The 18,804-nt window shown below is 66.4% G+C and carries 17 protein-coding genes; 6 read left to right on the top strand and 11 right to left on the bottom strand.

The annotated features are described in order from the left end of the window. Positions 1-2: 2 nt before the first annotated feature. On the bottom strand, positions 3-1,613 hold the full coding sequence (gene nusA, locus CXR42_RS09990; RefSeq protein ID WP_103257395.1) for a transcription termination factor NusA: 1,611 nt from the start codon (positions 1,611-1,613) through the stop codon (positions 3-5). Positions 1,614-1,625: 12 nt separating this feature from the next. After that, complete coding sequence (gene rimP, locus CXR42_RS09995) at positions 1,626-2,231, bottom strand: ribosome maturation factor RimP (protein ID WP_103257396.1); 606 nt, start codon at positions 2,229-2,231, stop codon at positions 1,626-1,628. A gap of 256 nt (positions 2,232-2,487) precedes the next feature. Here rimP and CXR42_RS10000 point away from each other — a divergent pair, with 256 nt between their 5' ends. After that, the gene (locus CXR42_RS10000) at positions 2,488-4,305 is read left to right on the top strand and encodes an autotransporter assembly complex protein TamA (protein WP_103257397.1); all 1,818 of its coding nucleotides are present in this window, start codon (positions 2,488-2,490) and stop codon (positions 4,303-4,305) included. Then, entirely contained in the window at positions 4,305-7,820 is a 3,516-nt protein-coding gene (locus CXR42_RS10005; RefSeq protein WP_103257398.1) for a translocation/assembly module TamB domain-containing protein, read from the top strand. Before CXR42_RS10000 ends, CXR42_RS10005 begins: the two co-directional genes overlap by 1 nt. Positions 7,821-7,877: 57 nt before the next feature. On the opposite strand, the gene CXR42_RS10010 is transcribed toward CXR42_RS10005, so the two are convergent. From CXR42_RS10010 to CXR42_RS10040, 7 genes are all read right to left on the bottom strand, one after another. Further along, positions 7,878-8,090 carry a hypothetical protein gene (locus CXR42_RS10010; RefSeq protein ID WP_103257742.1) on the bottom strand — a complete coding sequence of 71 codons (213 nt, stop codon included), beginning with the start codon at positions 8,088-8,090 and terminating at the stop codon, positions 7,878-7,880. Positions 8,091-8,275: 185 nt separating this feature from the next. Continuing rightward, the gene (locus CXR42_RS10015; protein WP_180996021.1) at positions 8,276-8,947 is read right to left on the bottom strand and encodes a YjbF family lipoprotein; all 672 of its coding nucleotides are present in this window, start codon (positions 8,945-8,947) and stop codon (positions 8,276-8,278) included. A gap of 5 nt (positions 8,948-8,952) precedes the next feature. Next, entirely contained in the window at positions 8,953-11,064 is a 2,112-nt protein-coding gene (locus CXR42_RS10020; protein ID WP_103257400.1) for a YjbH domain-containing protein, read from the bottom strand. 113 nt (positions 11,065-11,177) lie between these two features. Further along, positions 11,178-11,621 (bottom strand): MarR family winged helix-turn-helix transcriptional regulator, encoded by a 444-nt coding sequence (locus tag CXR42_RS10025; protein ID WP_103257401.1) that lies wholly within the window; start codon positions 11,619-11,621, stop codon positions 11,178-11,180. Continuing rightward, complete coding sequence (locus tag CXR42_RS10030; RefSeq protein ID WP_103257402.1) at positions 11,618-12,448, bottom strand: carbon-nitrogen hydrolase family protein; 831 nt, start codon at positions 12,446-12,448, stop codon at positions 11,618-11,620. Before CXR42_RS10030 ends, CXR42_RS10025 begins: the two co-directional genes overlap by 4 nt. Next, positions 12,448-12,705, bottom strand: a complete 258-nt coding sequence (gene grxC / locus CXR42_RS10035) for a glutaredoxin 3 (protein ID WP_103257403.1) — start codon at positions 12,703-12,705, stop codon at positions 12,448-12,450. The genes CXR42_RS10030 and grxC overlap by 1 nt, the downstream gene beginning before the upstream one ends. A gap of 33 nt (positions 12,706-12,738) precedes the next feature. After that, the gene (locus CXR42_RS10040) at positions 12,739-13,461 is read right to left on the bottom strand and encodes a ComF family protein (RefSeq protein ID WP_103257404.1); all 723 of its coding nucleotides are present in this window, start codon (positions 13,459-13,461) and stop codon (positions 12,739-12,741) included. A gap of 23 nt (positions 13,462-13,484) precedes the next feature. On the opposite strand from CXR42_RS10040, the gene CXR42_RS10045 reads away from it, so the two are divergent. The 3 genes from CXR42_RS10045 (at position 13,485) to CXR42_RS10055 (ending at position 16,865) form a co-directional block, all read left to right on the top strand. Then, positions 13,485-14,312 (top strand): methyltransferase domain-containing protein, encoded by an 828-nt coding sequence (locus CXR42_RS10045; RefSeq protein ID WP_103257405.1) that lies wholly within the window; start codon positions 13,485-13,487, stop codon positions 14,310-14,312. Positions 14,313-14,362: 50 nt separating this feature from the next. Then, positions 14,363-15,460, top strand: coding sequence for a ferrochelatase (hemH, locus tag CXR42_RS10050; RefSeq protein WP_103257406.1), 1,098 nt, complete (start codon positions 14,363-14,365; stop codon positions 15,458-15,460). Positions 15,461-15,716: 256 nt separating this feature from the next. Further along, on the top strand, positions 15,717-16,865 hold the full coding sequence (locus CXR42_RS10055) for an amidohydrolase (protein WP_103257407.1): 1,149 nt from the start codon (positions 15,717-15,719) through the stop codon (positions 16,863-16,865). A gap of 60 nt (positions 16,866-16,925) precedes the next feature. Here the strand turns inward: CXR42_RS10055 and CXR42_RS10060 are convergent, their stop codons facing one another. Further along, positions 16,926-17,459: a L,D-transpeptidase gene (locus CXR42_RS10060; protein WP_425444861.1), complete on the bottom strand. Its 534-nt coding sequence runs from the start codon at positions 17,457-17,459 to the stop codon at positions 16,926-16,928. 246 nt (positions 17,460-17,705) lie between these two features. On the opposite strand from CXR42_RS10060, the gene dalA reads away from it, so the two are divergent. Continuing rightward, the gene (dalA, locus tag CXR42_RS10065; protein WP_103257409.1) at positions 17,706-18,218 is read left to right on the top strand and encodes a divisome-associated lipoprotein DalA; all 513 of its coding nucleotides are present in this window, start codon (positions 17,706-17,708) and stop codon (positions 18,216-18,218) included. 51 nt (positions 18,219-18,269) lie between these two features. Here dalA and CXR42_RS10070 read toward each other — a convergent pair whose 3' ends face one another. After that, positions 18,270-18,767, bottom strand: coding sequence for a L,D-transpeptidase family protein (locus CXR42_RS10070; RefSeq protein WP_103257743.1), 498 nt, complete (start codon positions 18,765-18,767; stop codon positions 18,270-18,272). Positions 18,768-18,804 lie beyond the last annotated feature (37 nt).

An 18,804-nucleotide genomic window follows, 5' to 3' on the forward strand; every position in this document is an offset into this window, starting at 1 on the left:
GATCAGGCCTCGGCCTCCTCGTCTTCGGCAACCTCTTCCTCGGGTTGCTCCAGTTCCGTCGGGTCGACCCAGCCCAGCATCACGCGGGCGGTCATGATCAGGGTTTGCGCTTCCTCAAGCGACATTTCGAACTTTTCCAGAACGCCTTCGTCCTTCTTGCGCTGGCCATTTTCGGTGGTCCAGCCGCCCGCCAACTCCCAGTCGGCGCAGGTGGCGAAGTCTTCCAGGGTCTTGATCCCGTCCTTGGCCAGGGCTTCCAGCATCTGCGGGGTCAGCCCCTCGAAGTTGACCAGGCTGTCCTCGACCCCCATGGCGCGGGCGTTTTCCAGCGCCTTGGCGTTGGCCGCTTCCAGATAGTCGCGGGCCCGGGCCTGAAGTTCACCGGCGGTACCCTCGTCGAAGCCGTCGATCGACAGAAGTTCGTCGATGTCGACGTAAGCCACTTCTTCCAGGTTGGTGAACCCTTCGGAAACCAGAAGCTGGGCCATCATCTCGTCAACGTCCAGCGTGTCCATGAACAGCTTGGTGCGTTCAGCGAACTCGGCCTGGCGGCGGGCCGATTCTTCGGCCTCGGTCATGATGTCGATATCAAGGCCGGTCAGCTGGCTGGCGAGGCGCACGTTCTGGCCGCGACGGCCGATGGCGAGGCTGAGTTGCTCATCCGGGACCACGACTTCGATCTTGCCGGCCTCTTCGTCGAAAACGACCTTCGAGACTTCGGCAGGCTGCAGCGCGTTCACCAAGAACGTCGCGGTGTCTTGGTTCCACGGGATGATGTCGATCTTTTCGCCCTGCAGTTCGTTCACCACGGCCTGCACGCGGCTGCCGCGCATACCGACGCAGGCGCCGACGGGGTCGATGGAGTTGTCGTAGCTGATGACGGCGATCTTGGCGCGCGAACCGGGGTCGCGGGCGACGGCCTTGATCTCGATGATGCCGTCATAGATTTCCGGCACTTCCATCTTGAACAGTTCAGCCATGAACTGCGGGTCGGTGCGCGACAGGAAGACCTGCGGGCCGCGCGGCTCGCGGCGGACATCCTTAATGTAGCAGCGGATGCGGTCGCCGATGCGATAGGCTTCGCGGCCGATCTTCTCGTTCCGGCGCAGGATGCCTTCGCCACGGCCGATATCGACGATGACGTTGCCGTATTCCTCGCGCTTGACGGCGCCGTTGATGATCGTGCCCTTGCGGTCCTTGAATTCCTCGAACTGGCGGTCACGCTCGGCCTCACGGACCTTTTGCAGGATCACCTGCTTGGCCGATTGCGCGGCGATCCGGCCCAGGTCGACCGGGGGAACCTCGTCGATCACCTCGTCGCCAAGCTGCGGGTCGGCCAGATAGGTCTTGGCCTGCTTCACGGTCAGCTGGGCGTGGTGATTCTCGACCGCGTCATCTTCGACCACGGTGCGGACGCGGGTGAAGGAGGCGCGGCCGGTCTTGCGGTCGATCTTCACGCGGATGTCCATCTCGGCGCCGTAGCGCGACTTGGCGGCACGGGCGAGGCTGTCCTCCATCGCCTGGACCACCAGTTCCGGGTCGATCATCTTTTCGCGCGCAACGGCTTCGGCGGTCTGCAGAAGCTCCAGCTGGTTTGCGGAGGTGATTGCCATGGGTCGCTCTCCCTAGTGTTTCGTCTCGGGGGTGGGCTCGTCGTCCTCGTCCCCATCAAGTTCTTCGATCTCGTCGAACTGGCCATCCGTGGGCTCGGCCACCTTTTTCTGGCGCAGCATCTCGCTGATCAGTTCGTCGGTCAGGATCAGCTTGGCGTCGGACAGCCAGTCGAACTGCAGGCCGATGGTGACCTCTTCGCCGCCTTCCTCGATGGTGATCAGGACCTCATCGCCCTCGACCCCCGCCAGATCGCCCTTGAAGCGGCGGCGGCCGTCGATCAGTTCGGTCGTCTCGATCCGGGCGTCCCAGCCCTTCCACATCTCGAAGTCCTTGAGGCGGGTAAGCGGCCGGTCGATGCCGGGGGAGGACACCTCCAGCACATAGTTGTCCTCAAGCGGGTCTTCCACGTCCAGCACGGCCGAAACGGCGGTAGAGATGTCGCCACATTCATCCACGCCGATCCCGCCATCGGGGCGGTCGGCCATGATCTGCAACACACGGGTCTTGCCGCCCATCAGCCGCAGGCGGATGAGTTCGAATCCCAGCCCTTCGATCACCGGGCCGACGATATCGGCAAGGCGGCGGTCGATGGCGGTTTTGGCGACGAGATCGGTCATGGTATCCAGAAACAAAAAGGCGGACCCAGCGGCCCGCCCGTGACTTTCGGTAGCTTCAGGTTTGGACCCGGAAGCAGCTGTTGAAGCGCATATACGCTTGCCGACCCGAGTCTGCAAGTCCTGATGCAACCGGCAAGGGTGGTGGCGCGTTCTGGTCTGGATGTTCACATCTTTGCCCAGTCCGCGGGGGGCCGTTGCCCCGGTTCGGTCTGCCTGCAATAGTCGGCGAAAGCGCCGGAAAGGATACGATCGCCAAATGCCTGCCGCGGGAATGAAGCTGTTGCCGGGTGCCCTTGCGGTTGCGCTTGGTCTGTGGCTGTCCGGCGCAGCCGTGGCTCAGGACCGGGTAGCCCTAAGCATCGCAGGCGGGGATGAAGATCTGGAGGAGGCGGTCCGCGCCGCCTCGCGCCTTCTGGCGCTGGAGGAACAGGACGCCGTGGCCGCGCAGGACGTGCTGGCGGCCGCGCGGGCGGATTACGGTGCGATCCTTTCCGCACTTTACGGGCAGGGGCATTACTCGGGCGTCATCAGCATCCGCCTGGACGGGCGCGAGGCCGCCGAGATCCCCGCGCTGGAGGTGCCGGCGACGATTCGCAACGTGCAAGTGGTGGTGGACCCCGGTCCGCCGTTCCGCTTTGGCCGCGTGGCGCTGGGTCCGCAGGCTCCCGAGACGAAATTGCCCGAAGGCTTTCGCCCCGGCGCCACGGCCGAAAGCGGCCTGGTGACCGAGGCGGTGGAGTTGTCGATCCGCGCCTGGCGCGAAGTGGGTCATGCCAAGGCGCGCATCGCGGCCGAGGAGGTGGTGGCCGACCACGCCGACGCGCGGCTGGACGTGGCGGTGGGGGTCGCCCCCGGCCCGCGCCTGCGCTTTGGTCCGCTGGCCATCGAGGGCGAACAACGGATGCGCGAGCAGCGGGTGCGCAAGATCGCCGGCCTTCCGGTGGGCGAAACCTTCAGCGAATCCGAACTGCGCCGGGCCGAAACGCGATTGCGGCGGACGGGCATCTTCGCCTCGGCCAACCTGGTCGAGGATGACGCGATCACCGCGCCCGACCTTCTGGGCATCACCGCGCAGATCGTGGAACAGAAACCCCGCCGCTATTCGCTGGGGGCCGAGGTCGCCAGCCTGGACGGCGTGTCGCTGACCGGGTCCTGGCTCCACCGCAACCTGCTGGGCGGGGGCGAGCGTCTGCTGGTCGAGGGCGAGATCACCAATATCGGCGCCGGCACCAGCGGGGTGGACTATGCGCTTGGCGTCTCGCTGGACCGGCCGGCGACGCTGACGCCGGATACCACGGCGGGGCTGGTGCTGAACTACAGCCACCTGGACGAGGTGGATTACTTCGCCGACACGGTGGAATTCGGCCTGACCTTTTCGCACATCTTCTCGGACTCGCTGACCGGGAAGGCGGGTTTGACCTATTCCTATCAGGATGGCCGCGATCCGGGGGGCAGCTTCACCTTTCGCAACCTGTCGCTGCCGCTGGGGCTGGTCTGGGACCGGCGCGACAGCAAGACCGATGCGAAACGCGGCTTCTACATCGACGCGACGCTGAAGCCGTTCCTGGGCTTTGGCACCACCGGATCGGGCGTGCGGGCGACGCTGGACGCGCGCGGCTATCGCAGCCTGGGCGAGGCGGGGCGCTTTGTCATCGCCGCGCGGGCGCAGGCGGGGGGCATCTGGGGGCCGACCCTGCTGGAGACGCCGCGCGACCAGCTTTTCTTTTCCGGCGGCGGCGGAACGGTGCGGGGGCAACCCTACCGATCCCTGGGGATCGCGGTGACGCGGGGCTTTGGGCCAGAGTTCCTGATCGGCGGGCAGTTCTTCGCCGCGGGCTCGTTGGAGTTGCGGGCCAAGGTGACCGACCGGATCGGCGTGGTGGGCTTTGTCGATGCCGGAACCGTGGGGCTGGACGGGTTGTTTGACGGCGGGGCCGAATCGCATGCCGGCGCGGGCCTGGGGTTGCGCTATGACACCGGGATCGGACCGATCAGGCTGGACGTGGCCGCGCCGATCTCGGGCAACACGGGCGACGGGGTGCAGGTCTATATCGGCCTGGGGCAGGCGTTCTGATGCTGCGCCGGGTGCTTCTGCTGGGCCTTCTCGCCACCCCTGCCCTTGCGCAAGAGGACGACCGTGGCTACCTGACCGCCTTCCTGGAGGACAACCTGTCCGACGCCGGGCGGCAGGTGACGATCACCGGGTTCGAGGGTGCGCTATCCTCACGCGCGACGATCCAGTCGCTGACCATCGCGGACGATGCCGGCATCTGGCTGACGCTGAACGACGTGACGCTGGACTGGAGCCGCTCATCCCTGCTGTCGGGGGCGCTGGTCGTCTCGGAACTGTCGGCGGGCGAAATTCTGGTGGCGCGCGTGCCGGATACCGGCGACAGCGCGGTCCCCAGCCCAGAGGCCAGCGGCTTTCGCCTGCCGGATCTGCCGGTTTCGGTCGAGATTGGCCGGATCGCGGCCGATCGGATCGTGCTGGATGAAACGGTGCTGGGCCAGCCCGTCGAAGGCAGCCTGGAGGCCGCCGCGACGCTGATCGATGGCGAGGGCACGGCGACGCTGGACCTGTTGCGCTCAAACGGCGCCGAGGGAGAGATCCGGCTGGATGCCAGCTTTTCCAACACGTCTGGGCAGTTGTCCGTCGATTTGCGCGCCAAGGAAGCCGCAGGTGGGCTGGTCGTCACCGCGCTGAACATCCCCGATGCCCCGGCCGCCGAACTGGAGTTGACCGGCTCTGGCCCGCTGGAGGATTTCGCGGCCGACCTGCGGCTGGCAACGGATGGCGAAGAGCGGCTGGCGGGAACCATCACCCTGACCGGGGCCGAAGATGGGGCTTACCGCCTGTGGGCAGATGTGGCCGGCAACCTGGCGCCCTTGCTGCTGCCGCAATACGTGGACTTTTTCGGCAATCAGGTGGCGCTGAAGCTTGATGCCACACGCTCGGCCCTGGGCAGTCTGCGGGTGGATGCCTTGGACCTGCAGGCGCGGTCGTTGGTCCTTGAAGGCCAGATGAACCTGGCCCCGGACGGGCTGGTGGAAAGTCTGGACGTGACTGGCACGCTCGCCTCGCCCGATGGCGCGCCGGTGCTGCTGCCGCTGGGCGAGGTGCCGACGCGGCTGGACCGGGCCGAGTTCCGGCTGGCGGCGGAAAGCGGCGACCGGGCAGGCTGGCGCGGCGAGGTCACGCTGGCGGGGCTGGAGTGGAGCGACCTGCGGCTGGGCAACGCGCGGTTGGCCGGGTCGGGCCGGGTCGCGCGGACTCCGGCCGGGAACAGCCTGGGGGGCACGCTGAACCTGGCGCTGCGCGATCTTGTGCTTGCCGATCCGGGGCTGGCGGCGGCGCTGGGGCCAAAGCTTGAAGGCGCGCTGAAATTCCACCTGCTGGAGGGGGGCGATCTGCGGCTGTCCGATCTGGCGATCACCGGCACGGATTACGGGCTGGCGGGACAGTTGTCCGTCGCGGGCCTGGACGAAGGTCTGCGCACCAGCGGGCGGATCACCGTCACGGCGGCGGACCTGTCGCGATTCTCGGCCCTGGCTGGGCGGCAGATCGGTGGCAGCGGGACGATCGTGGCCGATGGCGCGGCTGGACTGCTTTCGGGCGAGATTGACGGGCGGATCGACGTGCAGGCACAGGACCTGCAACTTGGGATCGCCGCCCTGGACCGGCTGCTGACCGGGCAGGCGACGGCGGGTCTATCGCTGCTGCGGGATGAAACCGGGACCACCCTGCGCGCGTTGACGCTGGCCGCGCGCAGCCTGGCGCTGGACGCCTCGGGCACCATCGCGACCGAGGGGTCGGACTTGACCGGGCGGCTGGAGGTCGGTGACCTTGCCGATCTGGGGCCCGGGTTTGGCGGGCGCGTCAGCCTGGACGTGGGCTTTCGCGGAACGCCCGAAGCGGGGGCGCTGACGGCCGAGGGCGAGGGTCAGTCGATCCGAATCGGCAATGACGAGGTGGACAGGCTGCTGGCCGGGGCCAGCCGTCTGGGCTTTGCCGGGCAACTGCGGGACGGACGGCTGCTGATCGACCGGGCCAGCATTGCGAACCCGCAGCTTGACGCCACTGCGACGGCCGAGGGGGACAGCATCCCCCGGCGGCTGAACCTGACGGGGCGGCTGGCGGATGTCGGGCTGATCCTGTCGGATTTCAGCGGCCCGGTGACGCTGACTGGGACCGCCACCCAGGATGGCAGCGGGACTGACCTGTCGGTGGCGGTGCGGGGTCCCGGCGGGATCGACGCACGGGTCGCGGGGCGGATCGCGGCGGGCTTTGGTGCCGGTGATCTGACGATCACCGGCACCGGGCGGGCGGGGCTGGCGAACGTCATCCTGTCCCCCCGCGCCGTGGATGGTGCGGTCTCGTATGACCTGCGGCTGAACGGTCCGCTTCGGCTGGCCTCGCTCTCCGGGCGGATCACCCTGTCGGACGGGCGGGCGACCGACCCCGACCTTGGCCTGGCGCTGGAGGGCGTGCAGGCCATGGCGCAATTGGAGGGCGGGCGGGCGCAAGTATCGCTGACCGGCCGCCCCTCGACCGGGGGGCAAGTGCGGGTGGATGGGCCGGTCAGCCTGACCCCGCCCTTCCCCGCCGACCTGACCGTCGCGCTGGCCGGCGTCCGCATCTATGACCCGGAGCTTTACGACGCCATCCTTGACGGCGCGCTTACGATCAGCGGCCCGCTGCTAGGTGGGGCGCTGGTCGCCGGCAGACTTGACCTGCGCGAGGCCGAATTGCGCGTGCCTTCGACGGGGTTCACCTCGGCCGCAGCCTTGCTGGACATCCGGCACCGGAACGAACCCGCCGCCGTGCGCGACACGCGGCGGAAGGCCGGGCTTTTGAACGAAGGCGGCGGCGCGGGTGGCACGGGCAGCGAGCGGCCCTTCCGGCTGGACCTGACCATCACCGCGCCGAACCAGATCTTCCTGCGCGGCAGGGGAATTGACGCAGAACTGGGGGGCGAGATCCGGCTGACCGGCACAAGTGCGGCCGTCATCCCCTCCGGTGCTTTCCAACTGGTGCGGGGGCGGATCGACATTCTGGGCAAGCGCCTGACCCTGTCCCGCGCCGACCTGGAGCTGGAGGGCAGTTTCACCCCGCTGATCCGCATCTCGGCCAGTTCCGAGAACGACGGGATCATCAGCTATGTGAACGTGGATGGCCCGGCCGACGATCCGGTGGTGACCTTCACCTCGACCCCCGATCTGCCGCAGGAGGAAGTGCTGTCGCAGCTTTTGTTCGGCCGTGGGCTGGAGAATCTGTCGCCGTTGCAGGCGCTGCAACTGGCCAATGCGGTGGCCACGCTGGCCGGGCGCGGCGGCGAGGGGCTGGTGAACCGGCTGCGGCAGGGCTTCGGACTGGACGATCTGGACATCACCACCGCCGACGACGGCTCGACCGCGTTGCGGGCGGGGAAGTACCTGTCCGAGAACGTTTATACCGAGGTCGAGATCGGGCAGGGCGGGTCCAGCCGGATCAACCTGAACCTCGACCTGCGCGAGGGTGTGACACTGAAAGGCCGCATCGGCGAGGATGGCGAAACCGGTGTCGGCATCTTCATCGAACGGGACTATTGAAAGCAGACAGCCCGCCGGTTAGGGCGGGCTGTAGCAGGAACTTCTGGGCCGCTGGCCTTACTGCGGCTCAACCTCTTCATCATCATCGCCGCCGCAAAGCGCGACGCACAGGATGATCGGGATCAAGAGCAGCGGCAGGATGCCAGCCGAAGAGGCCGGACGCTCTTCCACAACGGGAACCTCTTCCTCGACCACAACAATTGGTCCGCCGGCAAAAGCTGCCGAGGCGAGGAGCGACGATGCAAGAACACTGGCTACGAGTTTCTTCATTCCAACCCTCCTGAAATTGGTCTTCAACGGGTCAAGGCTAACATCAACCCACGACGCAACCAAACCTGGCAACACCATTTGGGGTTGTAGAGGCCCGGAATCAGCCAAGAAATCCCTCCGGCAGACCGATTCCGTTGCATACGGGATACAGGGCGACTTCGGCGGCGGTTCGGTGGCGGACCGAATCAGTCCACCACCCGCTCAAAGTCGATGTAACCGGTCATGCCGCTGGCCCATTGCCGGGACTTGCGGATGCTGGAACCTTCGATCCAGTATTCGTTGGTCACCGTGCCTTGCGGACGCTGGCATTCCTCGGTCACGCGCGTAACAGAATGGGCACGCTCGAAAATGGTGATGCTTTCGCGGCCCTTGACGTCAACCGTGCAGTCATAGGTCCGCCGGGTGGAACTGTCGTCCTGGCCCAGGAAATAGTAGACGCGCTGGTGCGTGCCGCCGTCCCGCATCAACTGACCCACGCTGGGCACCCGTGCCGACATCAGGTCGGGGCCAAGGCCGCGGGTCTGGATCAAGACGCCGTTCTGCAAGCTGAAGGTGGTGCCATCCGTCGTGGACCAGGTCACCACAGGGCCCTTCTGGTCGGTGATCGTGACCAGCGCATCCGCCCCACGCGTCGGGATCACCGCGCGCAGGATTGGGATACCGTACTTCTCGACATCAGCGCGGGTGGGCGGCGCGGGGGCCTTGGCCTCGCCTCCGGCGCGGCGGGCGGCAACCCGGGACACGGTGGCCTTGGCCAAGGTGCCCACCGCTGCGCCCAGGGGCGAAGGTTCGGACTTTTCGCTGCCGCAAGCGGCCAGCAGGGCGAGGGCGGCGCAGGCCGCGACAAGTCTGGACATGGGCATCACCGCCAGACCCTGCCCCAATCGGGGTCAAGCGACTGGGTGTGGTATTCGCGGATCGATTCGTACAGCCGACCGTCCACATCGACCCGCGCGCCACCGTCCCCGGTTCCCGGCCGCAACGTCGCGCCAAAGCTTTGTCGGGTTTCGTTGCCAATGGCCCAGGTCAGCGGGATCGAGAAGCGGATGCCCTTGTCAAAACCACCATCGCCCAGCGTGTCGGACGGGGCATCCGTCACCGTGGCGAAAGCCCCAACGCGCCAGCCATTGGCGAACACCCGGTCGACCGAGACCGTGGCCCCCACGTCGCCCGCCAGGTACTTGCCCACATCCAGCTGACCCAGGAAGCCATTGCCAAAGTCGTAATAAGCCGAGAGATGGCCGGTCACGATATCATAGTCGTATTCGTCAAACCCAAGGCCGCCGTCGGTATCGCGCTGCTTGGTATAGTTGACCTCGACCCCCAGGGCGAGGCGGCTATCCACCGGCTTCCACAGCACCTCGCCCGAGACGCCGGCGTGCATCCGTTCCAGGTAACCGAAGGTCACGCGGGAATAGACATCCTCGGCCGGGCGGGAGAACCAGGCCAGGGTCAACTGCTCCAACGCGGGATCGCCGAACTTGCTGTAGCGCGAGCTGTCGGTGCGAACATGCGGCAGTGGAGAGCTGGACGGCTCGCCGGTCCGGTCCACGTTGCCGAACATCCGCTTGTAGACCGCGCCGGACAGCACCAGGCCGGGACGGATATCATAGCTAGCCGACAGCCGCAGGCCGACGTCGCCTTTCAGCGGCTCGCTGACCTTCAGCGCGGGCTTCAGGCTCCAGCGGAATTTCGGATACAGCCCGTCATCGCCCACCGCATTGGCCGGCACCCGGCCCGCATCGGTGATCGTCACGCGCTGGCGCAGAAGCGAGGCGTTGTCGGCCGCGTATTCAAGCTGCTCCAGATCGCTGCGACGGATCGTGACCTTGGAGGCGCCGATGCCGTTCACCACCGGCACGATCTCGAACGTCTCGACCGAGGCGGGCATCACATGGCTAAGCGCGCGCGCGGTGCGGCCGATGGCCTGCGAGCCGGCGTCGATCCGACCCGACCGGATGCGGATCTGCACAGTGCTGGCGGTATAGGCCAGGTTCTCGATCACGATGCCATCGACCGCCAGCCGCTTGGCCAGGTTCTTGCGCAGCAGTGGACCGGCATCGGCCTGGGTGACCCAGCCGCCGTCATAGGCATCCGGGTCGGCCGCACGCGCGGGGCGGGCCTTCACGGCAACCGGCGCCGCACCCATCACGCCGCCAGCGGCGCGGGTCTTGGGGTCAAGGATCAGATGGAAGGCAAAGGCGATCTCGGACCCATACAGCGAGTACAGGCCATAGCGCGCGTTCGGGCCGCGCTGGTATTCGAAGCCAAAGTTGAACGGGCTGTCGCGTTCGATCAGACCGCGGGTCTCATCCTCAAGCGTATAGTCGTCGGACGAATATTCGGCCTTGAAGGTCCACTGGTCGGTGATCTTGTATTCCACACCGGCAAAGGGTGCCGCCTCGCCACGGAACCACTGGTCGGTGTTGGGGTTGCCCGCATCCTCTTCCGACAACGGGGGACGGTCGCCGAAGAGCTCCCCCATCCCGCCATAGCTGCCCATCCGGCCCCAGCCCAGGCCGGCGGTGACCTTCAGCCGGTCGCCAAAGGTCTTGGTCGCGGCAAGATACTCCGACGCAAAGGTCCCGTCGCCGGTAAAATCCTGCAGGCCGATGGTCAGGGCAGGGACATAGGTCCCTTCCTTCAGGATCTGATAGCGCAGGTCGAAACTGCGATCCTCGAACTTCTTGCCGTCGCTGGGGAACAGCGTGTTCCAGTCGCGCCAGGTCTGGAAGCGGAACGAACCCGACAACCGCTCGGTGATCTGAAAGCTGATCGTTGCGCGGGTGATCGGGCCGACCAGCGCGGTCGAGAAGGTAAAGCGCGCGTCTTCCTGCGCATCGCCCGACGGCATGTCGATCAGGCCAGTCGTGCCGTTCAAATTCAGCGACTTTGTCATTTCCGCCAGGGCCGGCGCACCGGCAAGGGCAGTCGAAAGCACAAGAAGGGCAGACAGACGCGGCGATGACAGCATGGTTTTCACGTTCCCGGATACCTTGTCAGTCTATGCGAAGTTCAACGCCACAGGGCAAGGGCTAACCTCAGGCCGGTGGCGCAAACCCTGCATCTATGGCACGGGTGCCATGGTCAGTCGTCCTCCAGCCGCACCCGCAACTCGCGCAGGACCGAGACCAGCGCCCGCACCCGCTCAGCGCCGATCGATTGGACGACCTCGGCAATCAGGGGCACGACGGCAGCCACGGCGGAATCGCGCGCGGCCCGGCCACTGGGGCTGATCGCCACGAATTTCTGTCGGGCGTCCTCCCAATCGGGGCGGATATGAACATGGCCCGCCCATTCCAGGCGCGACAGCGTGTTGGTCATCGCCCCGCGCGTCACGTGGAAGGCCCGCGCCAGTTGCGCGGGCGTGCGTTCGTCATTGATCCGCGCCAGGTGGTTCAGCACGCTGAAATGCGACAGCTCCATCCCCCGCGGCAGGACCTTCGAGATGCGGTTGCGCGCCAGTTGGTCGGCCATGAACAACTCGCCGAACAATGCGACGGCGATATCCTCGGACTTTTCGCCACTCATGGCCCGGCGAAGTCCCGGTCGTGCGACAGCGAGGGGACGCGGCGGCGCGCCTCTTCCACCCGGGCCAGGTCCAGATCAACGAAAGTCACGCCGGGTTCGGTGCCGGCATCCGCCAGGATCTCGCCCCAGGGCGCGATGGCCAGCGAATGGCCATGCGTCCGCCGCCCCTTGCCATTCGCCTCGGGATGGAACCCGGTCTGCGCCGGGGCCAGGACAAAGCACCCCGTCTCGATCGCGCGGGCGCGCAGCAGGGTTTCCCAGTGCGCGGCCCCGGTGATGTGGTTGAAGGCGGCCGGAACCGTGATCACCTGCGCCCCACCCTGCGCCAGCCGGCGATACAGCGCGGGAAACCGGACGTCGTAGCAGACGGTCATTCCGACCCGCGCAAAAGGCGTCTCGGCCACGACGGCACGGGTTCCCGGTCTGTAACCCTCGCTTTCGCGGTAGACTTCGGTTTCCGAAACGTTGACGTCGAACATGTGAATCTTGTCATAGCGCGCGGCCACCTGCCCGTCCGGCCCGACCAGCAGGCTGCGATTGGCGAACCGCCCGTCCGCGTCATGGGTAAACAGGCCCAGCGATCCAACCAGCAGCCAGATCCCCGCCGCCTGCGCCTCGGCCCGCAGGGCGGCAAGGGTTGGGTCGTCGTCCTCTTGCCGGAAAACGCTGCGCTGGTGGGCGCGGCTGGAGGAAAGGCCGTTCGTCAGTTCAGGCGTCAGGACGAAACCCGCGCCCCCGGCGACGGCCTGGCGCACCAGATCGACCGTCACGGCCAGATTGGCCGCCGGATCATCGCTGACGTTCAACTGGACCAGCGCGGCGCGCATCAATCGGCCAGCAGAGCGTCAAGCTTGCCCGCATCATCCAGCGCATGCAGATCGTCCGATCCGCCGACATGCGTCTGGCCGATGAAAATCTGCGGCACGGTACGACGACCGTTCGCCCGCTGGACCATCGCCGAGCGCAAGGACGGATCGGCGCTGACGTCAATCTCGCGATAGGGCACGCCCTTGCGCTGCAACAGCCGCTTGGCCATGGCGCAATAACCGCAGGTGGGGGTGGTGTAGATCTCGACAGGACGCATGGGAAACCTCTTTGGCGTCCAGACTATAGGCGATCAGTCGTCTTTCGCAACGCGCGCCAGACACAAGACGTTGACCGAGCGCGCCCCCGCCGACATCAGCGCCTCGGTCGCTGCCGAGAATGTCGCGCCCGAGGTCATCACGTCATCCACCAGCAGGATATCGCGGTCGACGACCAGAGGCTGGCGCCGACGGGGGACCGAAAAGGCATCCACCAGATTGGCAAAGCGCGCGTCGCGGGTCTTGCCGTCCTGGTTGCCGGTGCTGCGATGGCGTGTCAGGGCGTCGGGACAGTGGTCCAGCCCCGCCGCCTTGGCGATGGACCGTGACAGCAGCGCCGCCTGATTGAACTTGCGCCGGATCAGCCGCAGCCAGTGCAAGGGCACGGGCACGACCAGCATCCCCGGTTGCAGGATCGGCCGTGCGGATTTCAGCATCCAGCCGCTTGCGGGGCGCGCCAGATCCATCCGGTCGCCATGTTTCAGCGCCAGCACCAGCCGGCGGCCGTTGTCGCGGTAAGCCAAGGCCGCCCTGCCCCGGTCCCAGGGCCGGGCGATGGTCATGCAGTCGTCGCAATGCGCGGTCTCATCCGCCTCGCCCCCTGGCAAGGCAATGCCGCATCGGTCGCAGACCAGTCCCGCGATGAAGGGCGTCTCGCGCCAACACTCGGCGCACAGGCCAAAGTCGCTGGTGACCGGCGCGCTGCAACTGATGCATTGCGGCGGGTAGATGACCTGAAGCGCGGCTTGCAATCCCATCCTCTCCCCCACATCTTCGCGCGATGACCCAGCCACCGCCTCTGACCGACCGCGCCGCCCTGCTGCGCCAGCGCCACCGCGCCGCGCTGCGCCCCGACCATGACGAGGCGCTGTTCCTGCACCGGCTGGCCTACGACGATGTTCAGGAGAGACTCAGCGAGGTTAACAGAACCTTTACGTCGCCCGTCGTGGTGACCGGACATCCGCAAATCTGGTCCGATTTCGCGCCGGTCGTGCCGGATGATGAGGTTCTGGCCCTCACTCCTGGCGCGCACGATCTGATCGTTCACGCTATGTCCTTGCATTGGGCGAACGATCCGGTTGGCCAACTGGTCCAATGCCTGCGGTCCTTGCAACCGGACGGGCTGTTCCTGGCGGTCTTTCCCGGTGGGCGCACACTGAACGAACTGCGCGCCAGCCTGGCCGAAGCCGAGGCGCAGGTGGTGGGCGGCCTTTCTCCCCGCGTGCTGCCGATGGGAGAGATCCGCGATCTGGGCGCGCTGATGCAGCGGGCGGGGTTTGCGCTGCCGGTGGCGGACAGCCTGACGCAGGTGGTCCGGTATCGCGACTTTGGCCGGCTGCTTTCCGACCTGCGCGCGATGGGCGAGACCAGCGCCCTTGCCGCCCGACCGCGCCACTTCACCCGGCGCGGGGTGATGAGGGCGGCGGCGGCGATCTATCAGAACCTTGCCACGCCCGAGGGGCACCTGCCCGCCACCTTCGAGCTGGTGTTCCTGACCGGCTGGGCCCCACATGACAGCCAGCAAAAACCTTTGCGCCCCGGTTCTGCCATGGCCAGACTGGCCGATGCGCTTGGTGCCGCCGAGAAACCCTTGCCAAGGGACGGTTGACCCCGCGCTGCAAGCGGTTATGTCCCGCAGCAACCATTGGGATCATTCAGATGCTTGACGCAAAAAGCTTCCAGGACGCCTCCGCCTCGGTCCAGACCGGCCAGGGCCGCCTGGCCCACGCCCCCGCCGACCACCCGCCCGTCCGCAAGGCGAAGATCGGGGTGCTGATTGCCAACCTGGGGACACCGGACAATTACGACTACTGGTCGATGCGGCGCTATCTGAACGAGTTCCTTTCGGACAAGCGGGTCGTGGATTACTCCAGCTGGCTGTGGCAGCCGTTGTTGCAGCTGGTGATCCTGTCGAAGCGGCCGTTTTCCTCGGGCGCGAACTACAAGCTGATCTGGAACCACGAGCTGAACGAAAGCCCGCTTCTTACGATCACCAAGGCCCAGACTGCAGCGATTGCCAAGGTCGTCGCGGACCGGCATGGGACCGAGGTGATGGTCGATTTCTGCATGCGCTATGGGAACCCCTCCACCGAAAGCCGGGTCCGGGCGATGGTCGAGGCGGGGTGCGAGAAGATCCTGTTCTTCCCCCTCTACCCCCACTACGCCGGGGCGACCTCGGCCACCGCGAACGACCAGTTCTTCCGGGCGATGATGAAGGAGAAGCGGCAGCCTGCCGTGCGGACCGTGCCGGAGTATTTCGAGCACCCCCTGTACATCGACGCGCTGGCCCGGTCGGTGGAGACGGCCTATGCGAAGCTGGAGGTGAAGCCGGACGTGCTGGTCGCCAGTTATCACGGCATGCCCAAGCGGTACCTGATGGAGGGCGACCCCTATCACTGCCAGTGTGCCAAGACCTCGCGTCTCTTGCGGGAGAGGTTGGGGTGGGAGAAGGGGTCGATCGACACGACCTTCCAGTCGGTCTTCGGGCCGGAGGAATGGCTGCGGCCCTACACGGTCGAGCATGTGGCCGAGCTGGCCAAGCAGGGGAAGAAGCGGATCGCGGTGATGGCGCCGGCTTTCAGTGCCGACTGCATCGAGACGCTGGAGGAGATCAACGGCGAGATCCGGGAGGCCTTCGAGCATGCCGGGGGGGAGGAGTTCACCTATATCCCCTGCCTGAACGACGAGCCGGCCCATATCGAGGCCCTGGTCGCGGTGATCGAGGAGAACCTGGCGGGGTGGCTGCCCAAGGCGTGATCTGTCCACGGTGGACAGATTGGCGTTTTCCAGCGATTACAATGGGTTGTCTGTCCGCGTTAGGGTGGTGTTAATACCTGTGCTCTGTGGTCGCCTTGGGTTGCCGCCTGTCAAATTGAGCGCTGCCGCGCGTGCCTTTGGTTTGCCCTGGCGTCGCGATGTGTGCTGATGGCGCAGAATGGGGGCATTCTGCCCCCAAACCCCCTGAGGATATTTGTGCAAGGTGAAGCCGGGGGCGGAGAGTGGGGAAGGCTAGATGAGTCTCAGCAATCTTGACGTTGTGGAACTGACCGAGTTCCGCCGCCACCTGCATCGCCACCCCGAGGTTTCGGGGCAGGAGGAGGGGACGGCGGCGAAGGTGGTTGGGGCGCTGGTGCCACTGAACCCGGACCGCATCCTGACGGGGCTTGGCGGTCATGGGGTGGCGGCTGTCTGGGAGGCGGCGGAACCGGGGCCGACGGTGCTGTTCCGGTCGGAACTGGACGCGCTGCCGATCGAGGAGTTGTCCGACGCCCCGCATCGGTCCACCGTGGCGGGCAAGGGCCATCTGTGCGGACATGACGGCCACTCGACCATCCTTTTGGGGCTGGCCCGGCTGATCGCCCGCGACCGGCCGGCGCGGGGGCGGGTGGTGCTGCTGTTCCAGCCGGCAGAAGAGGACGGGTCGGGCGCGGCGGCGGTGCTGGCGGATGCGCGCTTTGCCGAGATCAGGCCAGACTGGGCTTTTTCGCTGCACAACATGCCGGGCCTGCCATTGGGCCATGCGATGATCGCGTCGGGGCCGGCGAATTGCGCGTCGGAAGGGTTGCGGGTGGTGTTCCGGGGACGGACGGCCCATGCCTCGGCCCCGGAAACCGGCGTCTCACCGGCCTTTGCGCTGGCGGCGCTAATGCCTGCCGCCGTGGCGACCGGCCAGGGCGGGGCGCTGGGACCGGGGTTCCGGCTGGTCAGCTTGTGCCATGCCCGGATGGGCGAGCCGGCCTTTGGCATAACGCCGGGCGAGGGCGAGCTGTGGCTGACCCTGCGCACGCTGGCGGATGCCGACATGGCCGCGCTGCGCGACGAGGTCATGGGTCTGGCACGGCGGCTGGCTGCCGACCACGGGCTGGAGGTGGAGTTCAGCCACCACGACCCGTTTGCCGCCTGCACCAACGACCCGCAGGCAACCGAGGCCATTGCGCGGGCTGTGACGGCGCTGGGCCTGCCGCAGGGCGACAGCGGCTGGCCGATGCGCGCGTCGGAGGATTTCGGGCGATTCGGCGGGATGGCGAAATCGGCGATGTTCCTGCTGGGGGCCGGAGAGAGCCTGCCCGCGCTGCACAACCCGGATTACGACTTCCCGGATGCGCTGATCGCGCCGGGGGTGGCGATCTTTGACCGGCTGCGGCGCGACCTTCTGGGGTAACGAAAAAGGCCGCCGACCTGTCCGGTCCGCGGCCCATGATTCGCTGCGTGGGGTGACGCGCTAGATCAGCAGCACCTGGGTGCCGACCTTGGCCATCTCGAACAGCTCTTCGATATGTTCGTTGTAAAGGCCAACGCAGCCGTTCGACGACTTGCGGCCGATCTTGCGCGTGTCGTGGGTGCCGTGGATGCGGTAGTAGGTCCAGGAGAGATACAGCGCGCGGGTGCCCAGCGGGTTGTCCTTGGCACCGCCTTCGACGACTGCCGGCCATTCCGGGTTACGTTCCAGCATCGAGGGGGTCGGGCGCCAGGACGGGTTCACCACCTTTTGCACCACTTCGGTCCGGCCACGGCGAGTCAGATCCTCGGACAGGGGGACAGAGGTGGGATAGAGGCGGTAGATCGACTGATCCTCGCTCCAGTAGTGCAGGGCGCGCGAGGTGATGTCGACCAGGATCGCGCCGCCGCGCGTGTTGTCGAAATAGTCCTGCCATTGCAGCATGCGGAAGCTGGAGACGTTGTTGCGCACCGTGCTGGACACCGGGGCGGCAAATTCGGTGGTGCCTTCCTGCGCAAGGGCGGGAAGCGTGGCCATCCCGGCCATGCCTGCGGCCCCGGCAAGCAGCGAACGACGGCTGATCGTGCCCTTTGTCATTCTGGGTAGACTCCTGCTCATGTCTCGACTTTTGCCGGTGCTATAGACGCTTTGCAGGATTCCCGCAAATCAAACACCTGTCAGCTTTCGCCGATCGGCAGAAAGCCCGTTTGAACCTTGTCCGTCCTTTCGCTAGAGAAGGCCCAACAGCTGCCCCGTGGGGGTGGCGAGGATCTGGTGGACGCTATGGAAAGACGCATGTTTCTGCTGGGCGGCGCGGGCCTAGCGCTTTCGGCCTGTGTGCCGACGCGGGGGCCGACACTGGGCGCGGATGGCAAGCCTTTGCCGCAGGTGTACCGGATCAAGCCGGGGGATGAAGAGGTAATCTCGTTCCGCTTGCTGGATTCGGTCAACACGTTGCGGGCGGCGCGGTCGCTGTCGCCGCTGGCGTTCGACGCGCGGCTGAATGCCGCCGCCGCAACGCATTCGCGCGACATGTCGGTGCAGAACCGGCCCTGGCACTTTGGGTCCGACGGCTCGTCGCCGCTGATGCGGGTGCAGCGCGTGGGCTATACCGGGCGGTTGGTGGGCGAGTTGATCTCGGAAACCTATGAGACCGAACTGGTCACGCTGTCGGCCTGGATGGCGCAGGCGGATACGCGGGCGGTGATCATGGACCCGCAGGCGCGGCAGATCGGATTTTCCTGGTTCCAGGAGCCGAACGGCAAGATCTGGTGGACGCTGATCACCGGGGCCTGAGCCTTTGGGTCAGGCAGGACGGGGGGCGCCTTTGCGGGCGCCCTTTTGCGTTCAGGGCAGGATGAAGATCGGCGTGCCCGGATTCACCATGGAATAGACGACCTCCATCTCGTTGTCGGTGAGGGCGACGCAGCCCCAGGTCCAGTCGCGGCTGCGAATCTTGCCGTTGGGACCGCCGTGGATGAAGATGTCGCCGCCGGGCGACTTGCCCTGCGCCTCGGCAAAGGCGATGTCGGCCTCGTTCGGGTAGGAGATGCCGAGCGACAGGTGGAACTGCGAGTTCGGGTTCTTGTGGCTGATGAAGTACTGGCCTTCGGGCGTCTTGCCGTCGCCTTCGAACTGCTTGTGCCCGTCGGGGGCGAAGCCCAGCGCGATATCGTAGGACTTCAGCACCTTGTCATGGTGGAACAGGTACATCTTGCGGTCGGTCTTGTGGACCTGGACCTGCGTGACCTCGGGGCCACGATATTTCAGGAACTTGGTCTTGGGGGCACAGGCCGAAAGGCCCAGCGTGACCACCAGGAGGAGGAGGATTCCGAAACCGCGCATGCCTGTGACCGTCTGCCCCATTTTTTTCCAAGAGGTA

The organism is Tabrizicola aquatica (assembly GCF_002900975.1).
GTDB lineage: Bacteria > Pseudomonadota > Alphaproteobacteria > Rhodobacterales > Rhodobacteraceae > Tabrizicola > Tabrizicola aquatica.